Below are 19,517 nucleotides of genomic sequence, written 5' to 3'. Positions count from 1 at the left end.
TATCAAATCAACTTATTATTAGTAAATGCTTTGAAAAAATCGTCTCTAAAAGTATTACCTATGGCAATTTCATATTTGCCTATAAAAACATCATTATTATCAAATGATTCGATATGCTTCTTATTGACAATATAAGACTTATTTATCCGGAAAAACAGAGTCTCAGGCAATAATTCCTGAATCGCTTTCAGACTCATTCGTGTAATAATCCTCTGATCTTCGATCTGGATGATAATATAGTCTTTTAAGCCTTCGATAAAGAGAATATCCTCAAAATTTACCTTAAAATATTTCCGGTCAGATTTCACGAAGATAAAATCACTATCAGCACTTTCTATTCTCTTCTTCTCTTCATCAATCAAAAGCGAATGATATACTATGGCTTTATTTACTGCTTTCCGAAATTTTACGGGATCAATCGGCTTTACCAGATAATCTATCGCATCCACTTCATAGCTGTCCAGAGCATACTCTGAATATGCAGTAGTAAATATAATCAGTGTTTGCTTAGGTACACTACGGGCAAATTCGATCCCATTAACTCCGGGCATATTAATATCGAGAAAAATCAAGTCTACCGATGTTTCACTTATAAACAAAGACGCATCTCCCGCATTATTAAATCCTTTCAGTAATGCCAATTGAGGTATTTCACTAATCAGTAACCTTATACCTTCTCGAGCAATAGGCTCATCGTCAACTATAATACATTTCATAACTTCAACTTTACGGTGTAACTTACATCTGTTTTAGTCTGTTCTAAATGGTAATTGCTTTTATATAACAAGTCTAATCGTCGTTTTATATTAACCAATCCTATTCCTCCCGCTTGCTGTTTATTGGGAAGATTAGCTGGTATTGAATTTTTACAGATAAATATCAGACATTCTTTCGATACTTTAAACGAAATATTAACATATGATGCTGTCTGACTGTCCTGATTATGCTTTACAGCATTTTCAACAAAAGCAATAAATAATAATGGTGATATCTGCTTATCATTCATATCCCCATCAATAGAAACGGTATAATCAAAATAATCTCTTCGTGTTTTTTCAAGTTCCAGAAAATCGCTCAAAAATAGGACTTCCTCATGTAAATACACTTTTTCTTTCAAACTATCATTCATAAGATAGTTTAGCATCTCCTTCCTCAAGCTTCTCAATAATATGTAAAGCGGTATGCGGATCCTTTTTTATCATAATATTGGCATTGTTGAGCATATTGAACAAAAAATGCGGATTGATTTGATTCTCTAATAATTTCAATTCCATTTGTAAAGTTTCCGACTCCAATTCTTCGGACTGCTGCATATCCAATATCCAATACTTGAAAAGAACAAATGAGGATGTACCCGCAAACAGAAGGAGAAAAGACAGAAAAGCTGACGAAAGATTTATTACCGCTTTGAAATACTCATAAGGAGTTGCATGAGTCGTATCCAAAGGATCTTCCTCCCATTCAATATTCGTAATTTGTATGATAAATATAATTGTAATTACGAATAAGACAAGCACCGCAAGTGATAGAAAAAACAGCCACCATTTATTTTTCAACAATAATCTTGGGGTCAATACATATATATTGAGACAGCTTGCAAGCCAGAATAGAATTCCAAAGCTAGAGAAATAAATTAATTGCTCAAAAAATCCCGCACTCCAACCTCGTTCTTCCATACCATAAACAAATCCTACCGAAAGAGCAAGAATGAAAAAAAACAATACTAAATGACGTAATATCCTATATCGGGGGGATACCAACAAATTGACAATAATATTATTATAACTACTTACCTTCATGTATTTAATCCTTCTTTAATTGTAAGATTAGCTCTGTAGTTTGGGGAATTATATCTTTTTCGATTGTTAATATATACCGGCTTCGGTACAAAGCAGCAAGCCGCTCTTTGACTTTCAATAATTCTTTCTGCAACAGAATATTATTGCTGATATCGGATGTCTTGACAATAATAGATACTATTTCATCCCGATTTAAGAATTGAATCCCAATATCCAGATATTCCTTATCCCGATCAAGGCTATTAACTACACTTTGTACATAAGGCAAAATTATTGATGGTAAAACAAAAATTCCATTGATATTACCTTCTGTCTCTATCTTATAATTGAATCGGGAAGAAAACAGCCTTTCCAATTCGAGAAAATTTCGTAAAAAAGACACCTCTGCTGTTAGGAGAACCAATAGCCTGTTACAATCGTATAACTGATACCGGAGTAATTGAGACAATTTTATCAGGATAACCGAAGCCTTATCTGGATCAGTCATAACAGTTTTTTTGCTTTCGTTCAATATTTTGAAAAAAGAAGGGGGATTAATCTGCTCTTTAAACTGCTCTACCCGCGATGATGCTTGTTTTATCTTCAATTTACTAAGGTACTCATTAGATAGGCCCCAATTTCGGAGAAAGACAGGAATAATAACTCCTAATATGCATAATATATACAACGATATAGCCGATAAGTTATCAATCAACATAGCCTTCGAAAAAAAATCATAATCTTCCATATACCGATCATACACGACATTCGATACAAAAGTGTATAAAAAGGCACACAGGACAACACTAACAGCAAACAAGAGATATTTTCCTTTTAATAAATGGCTTATAACTAATTTTCTAAAAAAGAGTATACTTATTATATAAACTAACACTGTCACGCCTATAGCCCAATATATATTATCTCCTATATGGGGGATAAGCTCCATATATCCCACTAAAGCCTCATTAATCGATACAATAACGAAAAAGAGACATAAGACAATATACCTCCATATCCTAAAATGACGGTCTAATAAAAATCTATATATAAAAGATTGTTTTCCCATGCTAAGTAAATTCTTCTGTGATAATAAAATATCTTGCAGAAGTAAGAGTAATCGCTGTCACCGCTGTGTGCGTAAAGATAAATATATAATGCAAATTAGTAGTTAAAAGGCAAACAGACCGTTATATCGATAAACTTACACCAATCTGTACTCTTACTTTCATTTATCACCTGTGTTTCTGAGAATTTTATGAAAAAGGTAACAAAAGTTACATTCGTTTTGCTTTTTTGAGAAGTTACTTTTTTCTTTATATTCGTATTGACCCTCTGTTTCCTTATAGATAAAAAAGAGAAAAGCCAATTTGATCCTAGATAAGAATTGTAGCCTGCCCTATTATTTACTGTTTACTGAGAATCAAGTTGCCAAATCAATAAATAGATTGAAGAACCTAATTTCATATCATTTTAATTTTAAACATTTTAATAAGGCTACAAAACTTCTCAAAGGCTCTCGATAATCCGGATGAGCTGAACTCGCGTTGCAAAACTTTTTCCAGAGCATCTATCACTTTTTCGCAATCGACTGTATCCACCTCAGACATAGTTGATATTTCTGCTAATAATTCACGTTTATTCATTAGATAGTTATTTTTTTAATTGTTTCAAAAGTAAACTCTTAACCATCAGTGCTGTAAAAAATGAGACCAAGCAGGCTTTTTATGAGACGAAAAGGCGGTTTTCTAATAAAATGCTTATATTTGATTTCTCCATATTTTAAGTAACTGTTTAAATACCATAAACCTTTATATCTGAATGATGAACCGACGAGTAAGAATAACCCTTTTGTCTCTTCTGGCAATTCTTACCTGTTGGGCTGGTGATTTTGTATATACCCCGATTGAAGTCTCTCATGGGTTAAGCGACAATCAGATACGTTATATTCTTCAACTTCCCGATGGGAGAATGGTTTTCACCACAAGTGGAAACCTTAACTTATACGACGGAGCATATTTTAAATATATTCACCGCACATCTCGGCACATTTACCCACTAAGAGAATACAACGGATTTTACAGGATTTATCAAAGTAAAGATTCACTGCTCTGGATAAAAGATACCCACAAATTGATGTGTGTCGATCTTGTTCGGGAACAATACATCCCGGATCTCAACAAATTTTTCACCAATAGAGGTATCAAATACCCTGTCGAAGATATATTTATAGACTCTGAGCAACGTCTGTGGCTGCTACACTCGGGTATTCTGAGTATAGACGGATCGGATTACGAAATAAATATAAACAAGCATTCGGTACAATTACAGGATTTGGATGCAGACAAGAATCATCTATACTTATTTTACGATTCGGGAGAGATTGTATGCTATAACCTGAAAACAAAGAATAAGATATTCAGTAAAACCGCCTATTCAGACAAAGAAAGTTCTTTTTTCCGAAATACATCTTTAGTTGTAAATGAAGCCAACGGCTTCTATCAACTCAAAAACGGATCTAAAGGCGGTTTCTTCTTTTTTAATACCAAGACACAAGCATGGACTAAACTCCTCGAAACAGATTACACCCTTAATACATTAGTTATCAAAGAAAATATAGCATATATCAGTTGTCCATCCGGCTTTTGGGTAATAGATTTGCTGAATCATAAAAAAGAATACCGACCTACATTAAAAATGGTGGACGGTAAAATAATCGAGACCGAAATAAGTACTCTTTTTTATGACAGGCAAGGAGGTTTTTGGTTAGGTACAATCAATCAGGGATTATTGTATTATCATCCATCGAGATACAAGTTCTCTTATATAGGAGCTGCGTATTTTTCTGACAAACAGCAAATAAAAAACCTTATCGTATATTCGTTTGCGGAAGATAAAGCCGGAAATATATACATCAAAAGTAATTTTGGCATCTATAAATATTCTACTTCGGAAAGTGACAAAAGACTGCTCAATATTTCACAGAATATACTACCGGAAGACATTTTGAACAAGCTCAACAGATCTGCCGATAATACATTCCTCTACGACAGCCGGGGTTGGAAATGGGAAGGAACAGCAGATGGATTGAAGCTGGACAGACCCGGAAAAAAAGAAGAGATTTTCTATACAGAAAACGGTCTCTCTAATAATTTTATCCATGGTATACTCGAAGACCGAAGTCATTCTGTATGGATAACGACCAGTTACGGCATATCAAAAGCCGAAATAAATATGTCGAACGGAAAGATCCATTTTCTGAAATTCAACTCGTTTGACGGAACTTTAGACGGCGAATACACCGACGGAGCAGTCATGGAAAGTTCAGACGGATTACTCTATTTCGGAGGGATCAACGGATTCAATATTCTAAATCCCCGGCAAATCTCCTACGCTGAACTGCCTTTTCGTCCGGTATTCACGAACTTCTTTTTGCATGGCGAAAAAATAGAAGCCGGAAAATCCTACAGCCACCATGTTATTTTATCTTCAACACCGCCTTATACTAAAGAAATAGATCTTTCTTATAATCAAAACTTCCTTACATTCGAATTTTCCGGAATAAATTATCAAAATCCATCCCAGACCTATTACCGTTATCAGTTGGAAGGAGTCGATTCCGATTGGCGCGAGATCGTTAAAGATGCCTATAATAAGGATTCTGATGGGATTTTACGAATTTCATATACCAATCTTCCCCACGGAAAATATACCCTCAAAGTAATGGCTTCCTCAAATAATCATCAATGGAAAGGAGATGTTACGCAATTAAAAATAACAATACATGCTCCATGGTGGAAAACCGGCATCGCTTACACTCTATATGCGGCATTGTTCGTCATTGGTACTTTCTCGTTCATCTACCTGTATATCCGGATCAGCCGAAAAAGAATCGAACGTCAACACAAAGAAGATATGCTCCTTCTCAGAATTCGAAACCTGATAGAGCAATGCAACATCCTTGAAGCGGAAAAAGAATCAAACGACACAAAAAATACATCAGAAGAAATACTTCCCGAGAGTAATAAGAACCCAAGTACAGCAGATAATAAATTTCTGTCCCGGGCAATAGAACTTGTTGAGAAAAACCTTGATGAACCAAACTACTCCGTCGAAACACTCAGCCGTGACTTATGTATGGACAGAACAGGTCTGTATCGCAAACTTATTGCATTATTAGACAAATCGCCGTCTCTTTTTATCCGGAATATCCGTCTTCAAAAGGCAGCCCAACTCATTTTGGAAGAAGAGCTCAGTATAGCCGAAATAGCCGATAAAGTAGGATTCAGCAGTGGCAGCTATCTAAGTAAATGTTTTCAGGAAATGTACGGCTGCCGCCCCACTGAATATGCGGAAAAAACAAGAAAAACAACATAATTACCATTTGTTTCAACATGGTTGTTGTTACAGACTTTTACACTTACGATAATTTTGTCTCAACAATTTATTATCCAAAAACGCAACCATGAAAAGAATCAAAAGACTTTCATTTTTAGTGCTGTTATTATGTATCAATCTGATCATTACAGCACAACAAAGCTATGAAAAAACAGCGAACGGAGTTAAAACAACGATCAACAAGATTGATATTGAACTCCGGTTTTACAATCCATCAACCATAAGGGTCATAAAATCCCCTGAAGGTTGGCAATACAACAAAGAGAGCCTTTCGGTAATTGAAAAACCTCAGACTATAGCATTTACCGTGAATAAGAAAAATGACGATCTGGTACTTAAAAGCAAACGGATAGAAGTTTTATTAAACTTAAAAACCGGAAAGATATCTTTCTCTGATATCAAAGCAAAACCTTTATTACAAGAGAACAAGACTCCTGATTTTATTGATTTCAATGATGCAGGAACCAAAACATTCTCTGTAAAACAATCTTTCGCATTAGAGAAAGAAGAAGCTGTTTATGGACTGGGAATTCTTCAGAATGGAAAAATGTCGCAGCGTAATCAAACCAAACAGCTTGTACAAGGCAATGTGGAAGATGTGGTAACATTTATCCAATCGGTAAAAGGATACGGGCTGTTTTGGGACAACTATTCTCCGACAAAATTCGAAGATAACCCCGATGGAACATCTTTCCAGTCGGAAGTCGGAGACTGTATCGACTACTACTTTATGTACGGCGGAAATGCCGACGGAGTTATAGCACAAATGCGTACCCTGACAGGGCAGGTTCCGATGTTTCCTTTATGGACTTATGGATTCTGGCAAAGCCGCGAGCGTTACAAAAGCCAGCACGAACTTTTAGAGGTTGTTAATAAATATCGTGAACTCGGAGTACCTCTCGATGGTATTATTCAGGATTGGCAGTATTGGGGAAATAACTATTTATGGAATGCCATGGATTTCTTAAATCCTGAATTTCAGAATCCTCAGCAAATGATAGACGAAGTACATGCAAAAAACGCTCATATGATCATATCTATATGGTCTTCATTCGGTCCCCAGACAAAGCAATACAAAGAACTCAACGAAAAAGGATTGTTATTTAATTTCTCTACATGGCCTCAGTCTGGGCTCGAAAGCTGGCCTCCCAATATGGATTACCCTTCGGGAGTAAGAGTATACGATGCTTACAGTCCTACTGCCCGTAATATATACTGGAAATATCTGAACCACCTGCATGACATGAAAATAGATGGTTGGTGGATGGATTCAACAGAACCCGATCATCTCGACTTCAAATCTGAAGACTTTGATACAAAAACTTATTTGGGCTCATTTCGTAAGGTACGCAATGCTTATCCTCTGTTGACTGTAGGTGGTGTGTATGACCATCAGCGGGCAAAGTCTTCAGACAAGCGCGTATTTATCCTGACCCGGTCGGGCTTTGCCGGACAACAACGCTACGGAGCCAATGTATGGTCGGGAGACATAGGATCATCCTGGGAATCATTTAGAAATCAGATTCCCGCAGGATTAAATTTTACTCTTACCGGAAATCCCAACTTCAATGCTGATATCGGAGGATTTTTCGCAGGATCTTACAATAAAAAATGGAATGATGGTACTGCTGCCCAAAACCAGATGTTTCAGGAATTGTATATCCGTTGGATACAGCAAGGGGCTTTCACTCCGATGATGCGTTCTCACGGTACAGATCTCAAACGAGAGATATATTATTTCGGAAAAAAAGGTGAGCCTGTTTATGACGCTATCGAAAAGGCTATTCATCTTCGTTATTCGCTGCTGCCGTATATTTATTCCACATCATGGGATGTAACCAAAAATCAATCTAGCTTTATGCGTGCATTAGTTATGGATTTCGCTAATGATAAGAAAGTCTGGGATATGAATGACCAGTATATGTTTGGCAAATCAATTCTAGTGGCTCCCGTTATAAAAGCTCAATATACTCCCGAGACAGTTGTGAAGGTAAACGAAACAGACGGATGGGACAGAGACCAGACTATTGCTCAGGAAAAGTCTACTGTTGTCGATTTTACCTCGAAAAAATCTAAGACATTATATTTGCCCGAAGGATCAATCTGGTATGATTTCTGGACAAATGAAAGATTCAGTGGAGGACAAGAAATCACCAAAGAAACCTCTATCGATATAATACCTTTATATATCCGGGCAGGATCTATACTTCCCATCGGACCGGCTGTACAATATGCAACCGAAAAGAAATGGGAAGATATTGAAATACGTATCTACCCGGGATCCAATGGAAGCTTTACATTATATGAAGATGAAAATGACAACTATAATTATGAAAAAGGCATTTATTCCACGATAAAATTCGACTGGAATGATGCTTCAAAAACTCTGACTATAAGCAACAGAGAAGGGGATTTCCCCGGCATGCTCAAGTCTCGCCAATTCAGATTAATTGTATTCGAAAACAACAGAAAAAGCCAGTTTTCGCATAAAACCATTTCATATAATGGTAAAATTCAAAAAATAAAATTCTAAAAATAAAATGCTCTTCGTGGCTTCGGAGAGCATTTTTTCTATTAAGCATCTGAATGTCCATTTGTACACTATTGCTGAATAACTTCACATCCTTTTCACAACTCACCTATCTAATATTCTATAAACAAATCATTTCAGAAACTACCTGAGAACTACTACAAAACACTCCACTTTTATTGGCTATTGGCTAAAAATTACATGAAATTGACAAAAACTATACCTCTGTATCTGGAGCAATAAGACTATTTTTGATTTAAGTATTTTTTGCTATCAAACATGTATAGATATAAATACAAGGAATAATTACAACCTCAAGATCTGAGACCTTTTTATGGACTATAAAAACATAAATTATAGCATTGAAATATGTCATTCAATACCTTCTGTTACTTAATCAAAATAAACTATGAAAATATTTTCAAATCATCAGACTAAAAATCAACAAATATGATCTCAATCTTAAAAAGAGCTACAACATTTTTGTTTCTTCTTCTGGTCTTATCTATTCAGGTTCACAGCAAAGACAATCCTATCGCCGATCCTCGGGCAATTGTTATCTCGGGGAATATGAGATTTACAGTTCTAACGCCCGAAATGGTAAGAATGGAATGGAGTGACTCTAAACAATTCGAAGACAGAGCCTCTTTCATTGTCATAAACAGAAACTTACCAGTACCTGCCTATACCAGCGAAACTAAAGACGGTTATCTGTATATTAAGACTGCAAAGCTGGAGTTGAGATACAAAACAGGAACTAACCCACAGACCAATCCTGCAAGCTCCGAAAATCTAAAAGTATCTTTCAATATCAACGGCATACCAACCTACTGGTTCCCCGGAAAGAAAGATCCTCTTAATCTGAAAGGAACATCCCGAACTCTGGATCATTCTAAAGGCGATAATATGAGGAGTGTAATGGAAGACGGTCTCTTATCCCGATCAGGTTGGGCATTGATAGACGAATCCAAGCCGAATGGTGATACTAGTAAAAGCCTCCTACTTGAAAATCAGGGAGGTGATTTTGAATGGGTTGCACAACGCAAACCCGGAAACTCCATCGACTGGTATTTTATGGCTTACGGTAACGATTATAAGAAAGCATTACTTGACTTTACAAAAGTAGGAGGGAAAATACCTATGCCGCCTCTTTATTCTCTCGGATATTGGTACTCGAAATATGACAGATATACTGAACAGGATTTTAAAGATATAGTAAATGAAATACAACAGAACGACATACCCATTGACGTGATGGTAGTGGATATGGATTGGCATTATGCCGGAGATAAAAGAGACGCAGGCCGCGGAGGATGGACAGGGTGGACATGGAACAAAAGTCTGTTTCCTGATCCGAAAGAGTTTCTCGGATGGTTACACAGCAAGAACCTCAAGGTTACGATGAACCTGCATCCTGCAGACGGTATAGCTCCGGACGAAGATAATTTCAAAACATTAGCTAACGATCTGGGACTTCCTAACGATAAAACCATCAAATGGAATATCGAAAATCAGAAATTCTATAAATACTTCTTCCAGGATATATTGCGTCCTCACGAAAATATCGGAGCTGACTTCTGGTGGCTCGACTGGCAGCAGTGGCTGATTGCGCCTGAAATGGCTGATCTTGGAAATACATTCTGGCTCAATCATGTTTATTACAACGACATGCGTATCAATCGCCCCGAACGCCGTCCTATGATATTTCATCGATGGGGAGGACTGGGCAACCACCGCTACCCTATCGGATTTTCGGGTGACACATGGGCTACATTCCCGACTCTGGCATTTCAGGTGTATTTCAATTCTACGGCTTCCAATGTTGCCTATGGATATTGGAGTCACGATTTGGGTGGACACAACCAATCGGGACCTAACGATCCTGAGTTATATCTGCGCTGGATACAGTTCGGAGTCTTTTCTCCGGTAACTAGATCTCATGCAACCAATGCCCCGCATATTGAAAGACGAATCTGGAAATATCCTAATTTCAGTTCTATGAGAGATGCTTTGAAACTCAGATATGCGCTGATACCTTATATATATACATATGCACGCAAAGCATACGATACGGGAGAGTCTATCTGCCGACCTCTTTATTATGATTCGCCACAAGAAAACGAAGCATATAAGCAAGAAACATCTTATATGTTTGGCGATGAAATTCTGGTATCCCCTATAGTTACTGCATCCGAAGATGCTATAGGAACATCCGATAAATACTTCTGGCTGCCTGAGGGCCGATGGATGGAAGCCGAAACGGGAAATATTCTAGACGGGAACAGAAAGTATTTAAGGAGCTTTGCGCAAAATGAGATTCCTTTTTATTATAAAGAAGGATCTGTCATACCGATGTATCCCGATAACATCAAACACCTGAAACAAAGACCCGATACTCTCGTCATTCAGTTTATTCCGGGTGAATCCGGTTCATTCTCCTTTTATGAAGACGAAGGCGATAACGAAAAATACAAGTACGAAAAATATACTACAACTAAAATTACGCAGCAAACAAATGTCCTTGAGGGAGTTTATACAATACACGCCCGTGAAGGAGCTTTTGATAACATGCCTGTGAAAAGAAGTTACGAACTGAAACTACTATCGATACTTCCTCCAAAGCGAATTATTGTTGACGGAAAAGTATATAATTATTCGAAACTCCCCAAGCAAGGATATTGGACATATGACAGTAAACAACTGGCAGTTTGCATTAATATTCCTCAGAAAAATTGTAAAATTAAAACACAGGTTCTTGTTGATTATGATGCAAACCAATCCGGATCTAAGAATCTGATTGTCGGAAAGATGGGTCAGTTATCCCGGTTGGTACAATGTAATGATTCGTTGAAGTTAAAGATCGGCAGTCAGATGCCCGTACTCTTCACCAAACTTGTGGAAACAAGAAACCGGATCGGTGAAAATCCGCTTAATATGACAGCTGAATTGCAATACTTCGAAACAAAATTAGGTACAGCTTTCGATCAACTGTCTGCTATAGGCAACGCACCTGTTGACGAAATCAGAGCATGGAAAAATTTTATACTCGAGGATAAGAAAGTACCGAATCCCGATTTAGGTAATTCTTATAAAAAATTAGTTCCGGGGTACGATTGGGACGGTTCTAATCTGTGGATAACAGGTTCTGCAATTCCTGGTAATGTGGCAATATTAACCGAAGATCCGGTGCAATCACCGGGGTACTTCGGTTATCATGGAAAACTTCAGCCGGGAGAATTCAAAATGATCAATACACCTACAGTACAACCAAATACCAAGTATTACGTTCCGGCATCAGAAGAAGAAAATGCTACGGGCACTTCTCTTATTTCCGTTACGGACAGAACAGATATTCCCGGCTGGCACGTAAGTATAGCCGACAACTATTACAAAATAAAGATCAATGTGATAGCCAATACGCTAAGCGGTGAGATATTTAATGCCAGAGATGATTTGTTTATCGTAGGCGGTGCAACTAAATCTGGTTGGGATTCAGGCCGCTCTATCCGTTTAAAGAAAGACTTGAATAATCCGAACCTGTTCGTTTTTTCCGGTGTGTTGGGAGAATACGGGTCTGGCAATGACAGGAATATGTTTAAACTTCTAGGTCAACCCGAATGGGGCCCCATATCATTTCATTCTAAAACACCCAAAAAGAAACTGCCCGAGTTCGAATATATCTATGAGAATCTGCCGGGAGATAACAAATGGTCAGTGGATGCAGAAAAACTTGGATTGTATGAAATCAAAGTTGATTTATTGGAAGAGACTATCAGAAGTAAATACATTGATTCTTCGGAAAAACCTTAAATCAATAAAAATGATGAAACAACTATTGATTTACAGCCTTTTTATTTGTCTTGGGTTTGCATGCAAAACAGGAGATAAAACCGAAGTTCAGATATCCAATCCCTTACCCATCTCATTTGGAGATCCATTTATATTATACAATACTTCGGATACAACATTCTATATGTATGGAACATCCGGTAAGTTAAAGGGATTTAAAACATATGCATCAAAAGATCTGCTGCATTGGGTCGATAAAGGTATTATCTACGACAATACACAAGCAATCTCGTGGGGAACAGATTGTTTCTGGGCTCCTGAGGTATACGAACGCAACGGCAAGTTTTACTTATGGTACAGTGCCAACTGGAAGCATAACCCCAACAATGAAGATGAGAACTTCCGCATTGGTGTAGCTGTCTCTGACAGCCCAACAGGGCCTTTCAGAGATCTGTACGATCATCCAGTATTCGATCCGGGTTATCCGGTTATCGATGCTAACCTTTATTTCGATGACGAATCAGGTAAAGTATATCTCTATTATTCGAGATGCTGCTATAAACACCCTGTTGAAAGTGAAATATCAATCTGGGCTAAAGAAAAAGGCTGGTTCGACAATGTAGAAGAAAGCTGGATTTACGGAGTAGAAGTCAAGCCAGACTTTTCTGCAATAATCGGAGAGCCTCAGTTGCTGCTCCAGCCTCCATCGAAGATGAACGACTTACAAGCCGAATGGGAAAGTCGTTCGGTAACCAGCCGGGAAGTAAACCGAAGATGGACCGAAGGCTCGTTTCTCTTTAAAAACAAGGATACTTATTACATGATGTATTCGGCAAATTATTTCGGAGGACAGAATTACGCGGTTGGCTATGCTACTTCAAAACATCCGATGGGACCTTTTGCGAAAGCTGCTAATAATCCTGTTTTACAAAAAAACTCTTCAAAAAGAGGAAATGTTACAGGAACAGGTCATAATATGGTACTCACACTACCTGATAAGCAAAAATTATGTGTGTATCATGCCCGAACAAGAGACAGCGGTAATCAACGGGTAGTATTTATCGATAAAATAACAATCGATAAGGATGGTGTCCTTAGTGTGAATGGTCCTACCGTTGGTAATTAATACGAATTACTAAGAAGATTAATTCCAACTCTCTATAAAAAGCCCCTCTGGATTGATTCCAGAGGGGCTTTTTATAGAAATATTCGATTATGATTTTATTTTGATTGAATCGCTTTTTTTACTATTTAAAGAACGCTTTGGGTATAAATAAATAAAATGTAATTATGTACCAAAGAAAGGATGGCATATCTGAGGGGACGAAAACTTTATTAGAATATTTAGAGTTCTCACTTCCAAAAAACTTTCCTTCTTCACTAAAAGAATCATTAATCCGCATTCCCGTCGGATCAATAAATTTCATCGGAACCCTTTAGACAGATAAAATTAACATGTCATCTTTATTATTTTTAATATATATTAGAAAAATTATAAATCCCGAGGAACACATAGATTAGTCTGCATTAAATTGCTGATAAAATTCGGCTATACCTTTTTGTCCCTCAAAATAATTTAAAAGTGAATGTATTAACAACATCCTTTCTGGACTATTATCTAGATTTGATTTTTCTTGCCTTAAACGGTGTAATGCATTTAGGATATCTTCTATATCAAGAGGTGGATGCAAATTTATAATCATACTATAGGCCGACATAAAGATTTCTCCGTCATTATTATTCTCGAGGATTAAATCCAGTAAGAATATAAGATATTTCTTATCATTTGTGTATTCTCCTAATAAATACAATAAAGTTCCATTCTTATTTCTAAGATTTTGAGATTTTATCCTTTTTTCGAGAGTTGTAGCTATATTGTCATCTTTGAAGTGGTCAACTAGGACAAAAGCTACTTTATTAAGAAGACAAGGATCATCCTCAGTTGACAAAATAGTCAATAATTTGTTTATTGCATTTTCTTTATATTCGATAATATCATCTAATAGTTTTTCGTGTTCTGAATAGTTATTCATAATATATTATTTTACAGTTGGTTTTCCAAGGCTCATCCATACATCGTATAATTCTTTTAGCTCTTCTCTTGTGGCGTCAACCTTTCCTTCTTTGTCGAACTTATGATACTACCTCTGAAATGCAGTAGGATATTGCTTTATGGATGCATCTCGAGCTGATTGCTTACCTCCTTTAAAAGCAAAACCGCTTTTTCCTGCATCAAAAGCATTAGTTGTATTATAACCTCCAGACATTGTATTCCAAAGGAATTTAACTAAACCTTCGACAGCCTTCCATCCAGAACTTGTTAAAGGCATTGCTATTGCAAATTCTATATTTATGGGATCTATTCGACCTGAAGATTTTTTATACGATTTATATAAATCTGATTCAACATAAGCTGAGTTTTCATTAAAACTTGTCGCTGAAATAGAGATTCCATTTACAACATAATCATTTCCTTCCTTGGATACATAGCTCGTGAAAAATGTCTGATTCTCATCATTAATCGATAATCCAGCAACAAAATTTTGATCGGAAACATGATCCCATAATGATGTATTAAAATTTTCACCTAATGTCGAAAATTCATTATTAGACACTCTGTTACTTGCAAGAATAGTCCAAATTTTATTTATCTCTTTAGGATCATTCGTACTCCACCAATCCTTCCCATCCGGATCCACCAACCTCATCGGGTTATTCCCCACATACACATACGGACTCCAGCTAAAGTAATTTTCAGCATGGGGATCGACCGTCGTAAACCTTATCATCCCCGGATCCATAAAACGAGCCGCATAATCATACTGATCCAGACCGTGTGTTTTATCCAGTTCCTTACCGTTGTACTTGAAGTTCTGCTTGCCCTGCTCTAAGTCCGTCTCTTCACCAAAAGACATACCGAAAGGATAATAGTTATTCCGCTAAACAACCACAAAAGGTAACAAAGGTTACACGAAAATTGCATTTCTGCTGTTGTCTACTTTTCCTTTATTAAAATGTTGCTTCGTTATTTAAAGAACGCTTTATGTATAGATAAATGAAATGTAATTATGACCAAAGGAAGGATTGCAAATCCTTGTTTACAAGCCCTCGGATATGCCATCCGAGGGGACGAGAAAAAACTAAAGAATTGGTGATATTTTAAAATTTTTTGCAATTATTTTTATCAGACTTCCTGTAGAATTTAATTCTATTAGATAAGTTCTCAAATCCACGTCATTCATCAATCCTTTCCATCTTAAATAAAAATCAATTAAATCCGAATTATTTTCATCTAAAACATTAGCTCTTAATACACTATCTTCCGAGACTATTCCCCAATTTAGATTTAGATTTGCCCAATATACATCTTCAAACTCTAGCAGATCCTTATTTCCATCTAAATTTTCTATTTCAAAAATTATTACATCCTTTATACCAGGAGTAGTCCTGTCAATGTTAATAAGTTTTATAATACTATCATGCCAATTATAATCTTCAAATTTCATACAATATATTATTATCTTTATTTAGGCCATTTACTAATATCGAATATGTGTTTGCTTCCACCATCTATATGAAAGTGACTAACATTTGGCCCTTTCGTTCCAGGAGCTGTCGCAGGATCAATCCTCAGTTTTTCTACAAATTTACCATTTTGCATTGTCCCATAACTGCCACTCCGATTTACATTTTCAACAAGTCCTGCCGGTATATTGGTACCCTTAGGTAAAATGACGCCTTCTTTAGTTACAGTAAAGATTCCATTTCCACTTTTAGAAACTGTAGATGTAGCATTTTTTGTTATTGTATTAACCTCTTGTGTCATTCCTTGCGCTCCCTTACTCAAAGCAGACACTCCTTTTCCAACAACTTCCCCCGCTTTCCCGGCCGCTACAGCAACGCCCGCATCAACAGCAGTTCTACCAATTAACTGACCTGTTGCAGAACCGTCTCCCCCATTTATATCGGAATACATCGCTTGACCTGTATTTATAACAGTAGATACAGTACCCATTGAGGCGTTATCTGCTGCATTTAAGATCACTTGATCTACAGATCCGGCTGGTTTAAGAGTATTTTCAAGAGTTTTTCCAGGATTACTTACAGCAGATACAATGTTATCAACTCTTTGTTTTGCTCCATCAATAATACCATTCAAGAAATCTCTCCAATCTTTTCCATCAGGATCAATAAACTTCATCGGATTATTCCCCACATACACATACGGACTCCAACTAAAGTAATTCTCAGCATGGGGATCCACACTTGTAAACCTTATTATACTCGGATCCATAAACCTCGCCGCATAATCATACTGATTCAAGCCATGCTCTTTATCCAGCTCCTTGCCGTTATACTTAAAGTTCTGCTTTCCCTGTTCTGCATCGGTTTCTTCTCCGAATGACATACCGAAAGGGTAATAGTTGTTCCGCTGAACAACCGTGCCACCAGCACTTGCCACTATACGATTATTACCCAAGTGGTCTTTGATGTAAAAATAGTAATTATTTCCTTCTATGTATCCATTGTCAATCAGAGTTTTGTTTAAGACTTCATTTTCGTAAATCTTATTGCCGATATAGTCGGTTGTATTTTTTACTTGATACTTGCTGTCGGCAGACGTTCCGGTAACAGGTACAGTCTGTAGTGTAGGATCCGATAGATGTCTCACCTTCAATTTTACTCCTGTTGCGGTATAGCTATAATAGTTTTTACCCCTCGCTGTTTCGTTGTTGATTAGTAACTCCTGAGGAAGATTCAACGGATTGTAAACAACGGTCATCCCTTTATTGGGATCATAACTCATTGCCCCATTTTTATTGTAGGCATACGGAGCTGTATTATTTTTATTGTATTTAAAATCTGCTATATTAGAGTATGACGATCCTGTATAAGCATCAGTTATAAATTTAACCTGATTTCCCATACCATCGTATTTGAAGGTCAGATTATCAATAGCACCTTTGGTTCCCGAATTGCGAACCAATGTCAGTACATTGCCATGCTTGTCATAAGTGTATGCGGTATTATAAGTTCCTCCGGAAACGACTCCATTGTATGCGGAATGAATCAAGCGAGACAGTCCGTCGTATTTAAAACGGTGGCTTCGTTTGGCTTCGCCCTGTATACTCCATTCTTCGCCCGAAATATTACCGGTATACGATGGCTGGTAATCACCGTAGGAATGGGCTTTCACTTGGTCGTTATAATACAAGGTCTGGCTAAATAGCGGGTTGCTGATCGATTTTGTCCATGAACGGACATTGTAAGTATAGTTTGTTTTGAGAGCAGTCTGATTATTTGCTGTTGTCGAACTCAACCGACCAAGGTCATCATACGTATTTTGAGCTAAAATAACCGCTGCTCCTGTATTTAGTTTGTGTGTAGTAGTCAGAAGACGTCCTGCATGGTCGTATTCATAAGTATAAGTTTCGGTCTGATCATCTAATCCCGGATATTTGTGAATATGTTTCTTTTGGGTAGGCTGACCCGTGAAGTTATAGGCTATATATTCCGATTCTGTTCCGTTTTTATGATTGATACTTTGAGTTTGAATAAGCTGCCCTTTTATATCGTAATACATCGCCGTTGTTATTTCTCCGGCAACATTCCCTGTTTCATCGGTATACATTACCCGTGTTCCAACCAATAAACCCTTATCGGAAGAGTGCTTTGTTCCGTATCCAGATTGAGCAGAATAGGATAGCTTGGTTTTAAAGTCTGTACTACGACTTAGTATTCGCTCTATATCATCGTAATAATTGGCTGTCAATACCGAGCTAGAGGTTACCTCACTTAAAGTACTCCATGTATATCCATATGATTGATTTATATTAGGCGTCTCTTTTACTACTACACTTTTATATGTTGTTTGTAATGATGCATGGGTTTGACCGGAGATAGCCGCTATACCTGTCAGGATAATCCGCCCGAAATCATCATATTTGGTAAAACTCCATTTGTTAGATCCTCTTTGTTCTCCATCTTGAGTCAGAATTAATCGGTCTGCTTTATCATAGACATAGTAAATCCAGTCGCATCCGGGCAGTTTTTTACTGATACACAGGTTACGATCATTAAATTTATATTGATAAGCATATAAGTTAAGAGTAGCAGCATCGTTTTTTCCGGCAGCCAGCGGAGGTATTACAAAGCATAGATTTCCGTAATCGTCGTATACATAGTAGGTATCGTAATTGACTCCTGCGGCAACTTGCCTGGTCAATACAACCTGCCCTAGTTTGTCTTTAAATTCGTACGATGGATTATTATCTTCATCTGTTACTTTTATAACATAAAGTTCTCCTGTTGCATATTTTGTAGGTGAACTAAGGGTGGGAGCTTGACGTGTACCTGTTACCGTGTAGAGCAGACACGACAATAAGGCTGTCTGGTCATTAGCCAGATATTCGGTTTTCGCAGGGTTGCTCTTCCATGCCTCCCCGGGACCAAATTGCGCTGTTATACGGTTCAGTGGAGATGCTTCATAAACCGGCTCTGTATAAGGGCGGGTATCTGCATTGGTTATCTTCGATTTGTCTGCAACAATCGATTCTACAACAAATTTTCCATTATTCCCATCTATCATACCCGGTAACCAAGCGATAGATTCGCGTCCGACTTCATCATACTTTTGATATGTAGCCAAATCTTTTGCACCGGGAGTAATACCTCGCTGTACAACCTGAATGGGACGTCCCAAACCATCAAAATATTGGATTTCGTCCAGGTAACGGCTCTGATCTTCTTTGAGGTAAGTTTTAGTTCGGATATAATTCTGCTCTTTGGCAGCCATGGCATCTATATCTTTCCCTTCGAATGGGTCACAGGTAGAAGGGGACACCTTCAAACTGATATTTTTACCGGAAGTGGCTTTATAAGAGAAACCCGGTTTAAGACTGATCTTGCTGCAGGCTGTTACTGACCCTCCGGTATAAGCAGAGGATAATGTGACCTCTCCTTGCGAATAAACAAACAGGCTGCTCAATAACGCTGTATATATGATTAATTGTTTTTTCATA

General features: G+C 37.3%; 12 protein-coding genes and 1 pseudogene. 4 read left to right on the top strand and 9 right to left on the bottom strand.

Features of this window, described 5'->3' with window-relative positions; translation table 11 throughout:
* Positions 1 to 2 precede the first annotated feature (2 nt).
* The 5 genes from K322_RS0108445 to K322_RS0108430 all read right to left on the bottom strand — a co-directional run bounded on the left by K322_RS0108445 (position 3) and on the right by K322_RS0108430 (position 3,424).
* Complete coding sequence (locus K322_RS0108445) at positions 3 to 716, bottom strand: LytR/AlgR family response regulator transcription factor (RefSeq protein WP_026626493.1); 714 nt, start codon at positions 714 to 716, stop codon at positions 3 to 5.
* Positions 713 to 1,129, bottom strand: a complete 417-nt coding sequence (locus K322_RS20605; RefSeq protein WP_084158545.1) for a LytS family sensor histidine kinase — start codon at positions 1,127 to 1,129, stop codon at positions 713 to 715. The genes K322_RS0108445 and K322_RS20605 overlap by 4 nt, the downstream gene beginning before the upstream one ends.
* Positions 1,122 to 1,799, bottom strand: coding sequence for a histidine kinase (locus K322_RS20600; RefSeq protein ID WP_084158544.1), 678 nt, complete (start codon positions 1,797 to 1,799; stop codon positions 1,122 to 1,124). Before K322_RS20600 ends, K322_RS20605 begins: the two co-directional genes overlap by 8 nt.
* A gap of 4 nt (positions 1,800 to 1,803) precedes the next feature.
* Positions 1,804 to 2,847, bottom strand: a complete 1,044-nt coding sequence (locus K322_RS0108435; RefSeq protein ID WP_035331735.1) for a histidine kinase — start codon at positions 2,845 to 2,847, stop codon at positions 1,804 to 1,806.
* 394 nt (positions 2,848 to 3,241) lie between these two features.
* Complete coding sequence (locus K322_RS0108430; RefSeq protein WP_026626491.1) at positions 3,242 to 3,424, bottom strand: HU family DNA-binding protein; 183 nt, start codon at positions 3,422 to 3,424, stop codon at positions 3,242 to 3,244.
* Positions 3,425 to 3,599: 175 nt separating this feature from the next.
* On the opposite strand from K322_RS0108430, the gene K322_RS0108425 reads away from it, so the two are divergent.
* The 4 genes from K322_RS0108425 (at position 3,600) to K322_RS0108410 (ending at position 13,621) form a co-directional block, all read left to right on the top strand.
* Positions 3,600 to 6,155, top strand: coding sequence for a helix-turn-helix domain-containing protein (locus K322_RS0108425; RefSeq protein ID WP_026626490.1), 2,556 nt, complete (start codon positions 3,600 to 3,602; stop codon positions 6,153 to 6,155).
* 88 nt (positions 6,156 to 6,243) lie between these two features.
* On the top strand, positions 6,244 to 8,709 hold the full coding sequence (locus tag K322_RS0108420) for a glycoside hydrolase family 31 protein (protein WP_026626489.1): 2,466 nt from the start codon (positions 6,244 to 6,246) through the stop codon (positions 8,707 to 8,709).
* Positions 8,710 to 9,156: 447 nt separating this feature from the next.
* Positions 9,157 to 12,516, top strand: coding sequence for a glycoside hydrolase family 31 protein (locus K322_RS18975; RefSeq protein WP_084158543.1), 3,360 nt, complete (start codon positions 9,157 to 9,159; stop codon positions 12,514 to 12,516).
* Between the two features lie 10 nt (positions 12,517 to 12,526).
* Positions 12,527 to 13,621: a glycoside hydrolase family 43 protein gene (locus tag K322_RS0108410; protein ID WP_035331754.1), complete on the top strand. Its 1,095-nt coding sequence runs from the start codon at positions 12,527 to 12,529 to the stop codon at positions 13,619 to 13,621.
* Positions 13,622 to 14,012: 391 nt separating this feature from the next.
* Here the strand turns inward: K322_RS0108410 and K322_RS0108405 are convergent, their stop codons facing one another.
* The 4 genes and pseudogenes from K322_RS0108405 to K322_RS18965 all read right to left on the bottom strand — a co-directional run bounded on the left by K322_RS0108405 (position 14,013) and on the right by K322_RS18965 (position 19,516).
* Positions 14,013 to 14,528: a hypothetical protein gene (locus K322_RS0108405; protein WP_026626487.1), complete on the bottom strand. Its 516-nt coding sequence runs from the start codon at positions 14,526 to 14,528 to the stop codon at positions 14,013 to 14,015.
* A 108-nt stretch (positions 14,529 to 14,636) separates the two neighbouring features.
* Positions 14,637 to 15,413 (bottom strand): annotated as a pseudogene (locus K322_RS0108400) (RHS repeat-associated core domain-containing protein); the annotation flags it as partial.
* A gap of 222 nt (positions 15,414 to 15,635) precedes the next feature.
* Positions 15,636 to 16,001 (bottom strand): hypothetical protein, encoded by a 366-nt coding sequence (locus K322_RS18970; protein WP_035331732.1) that lies wholly within the window; start codon positions 15,999 to 16,001, stop codon positions 15,636 to 15,638.
* Positions 16,002 to 16,018: 17 nt separating this feature from the next.
* Positions 16,019 to 19,516 carry a DUF6443 domain-containing protein gene (locus K322_RS18965; RefSeq protein ID WP_051290712.1) on the bottom strand — a complete coding sequence of 1,166 codons (3,498 nt, stop codon included), beginning with the start codon at positions 19,514 to 19,516 and terminating at the stop codon, positions 16,019 to 16,021.
* Between the last annotated feature and the right edge of the window lies 1 nt (position 19,517).

Source organism: Indolivaga capnocytophagoides DSM 22835, assembly GCF_000426485.1.
GTDB lineage: Bacteria > Bacteroidota > Bacteroidia > Bacteroidales > Dysgonomonadaceae > Dysgonomonas_A > Dysgonomonas_A capnocytophagoides.
This window is presented reverse-complemented; position numbering and strand designations above follow the sequence as displayed.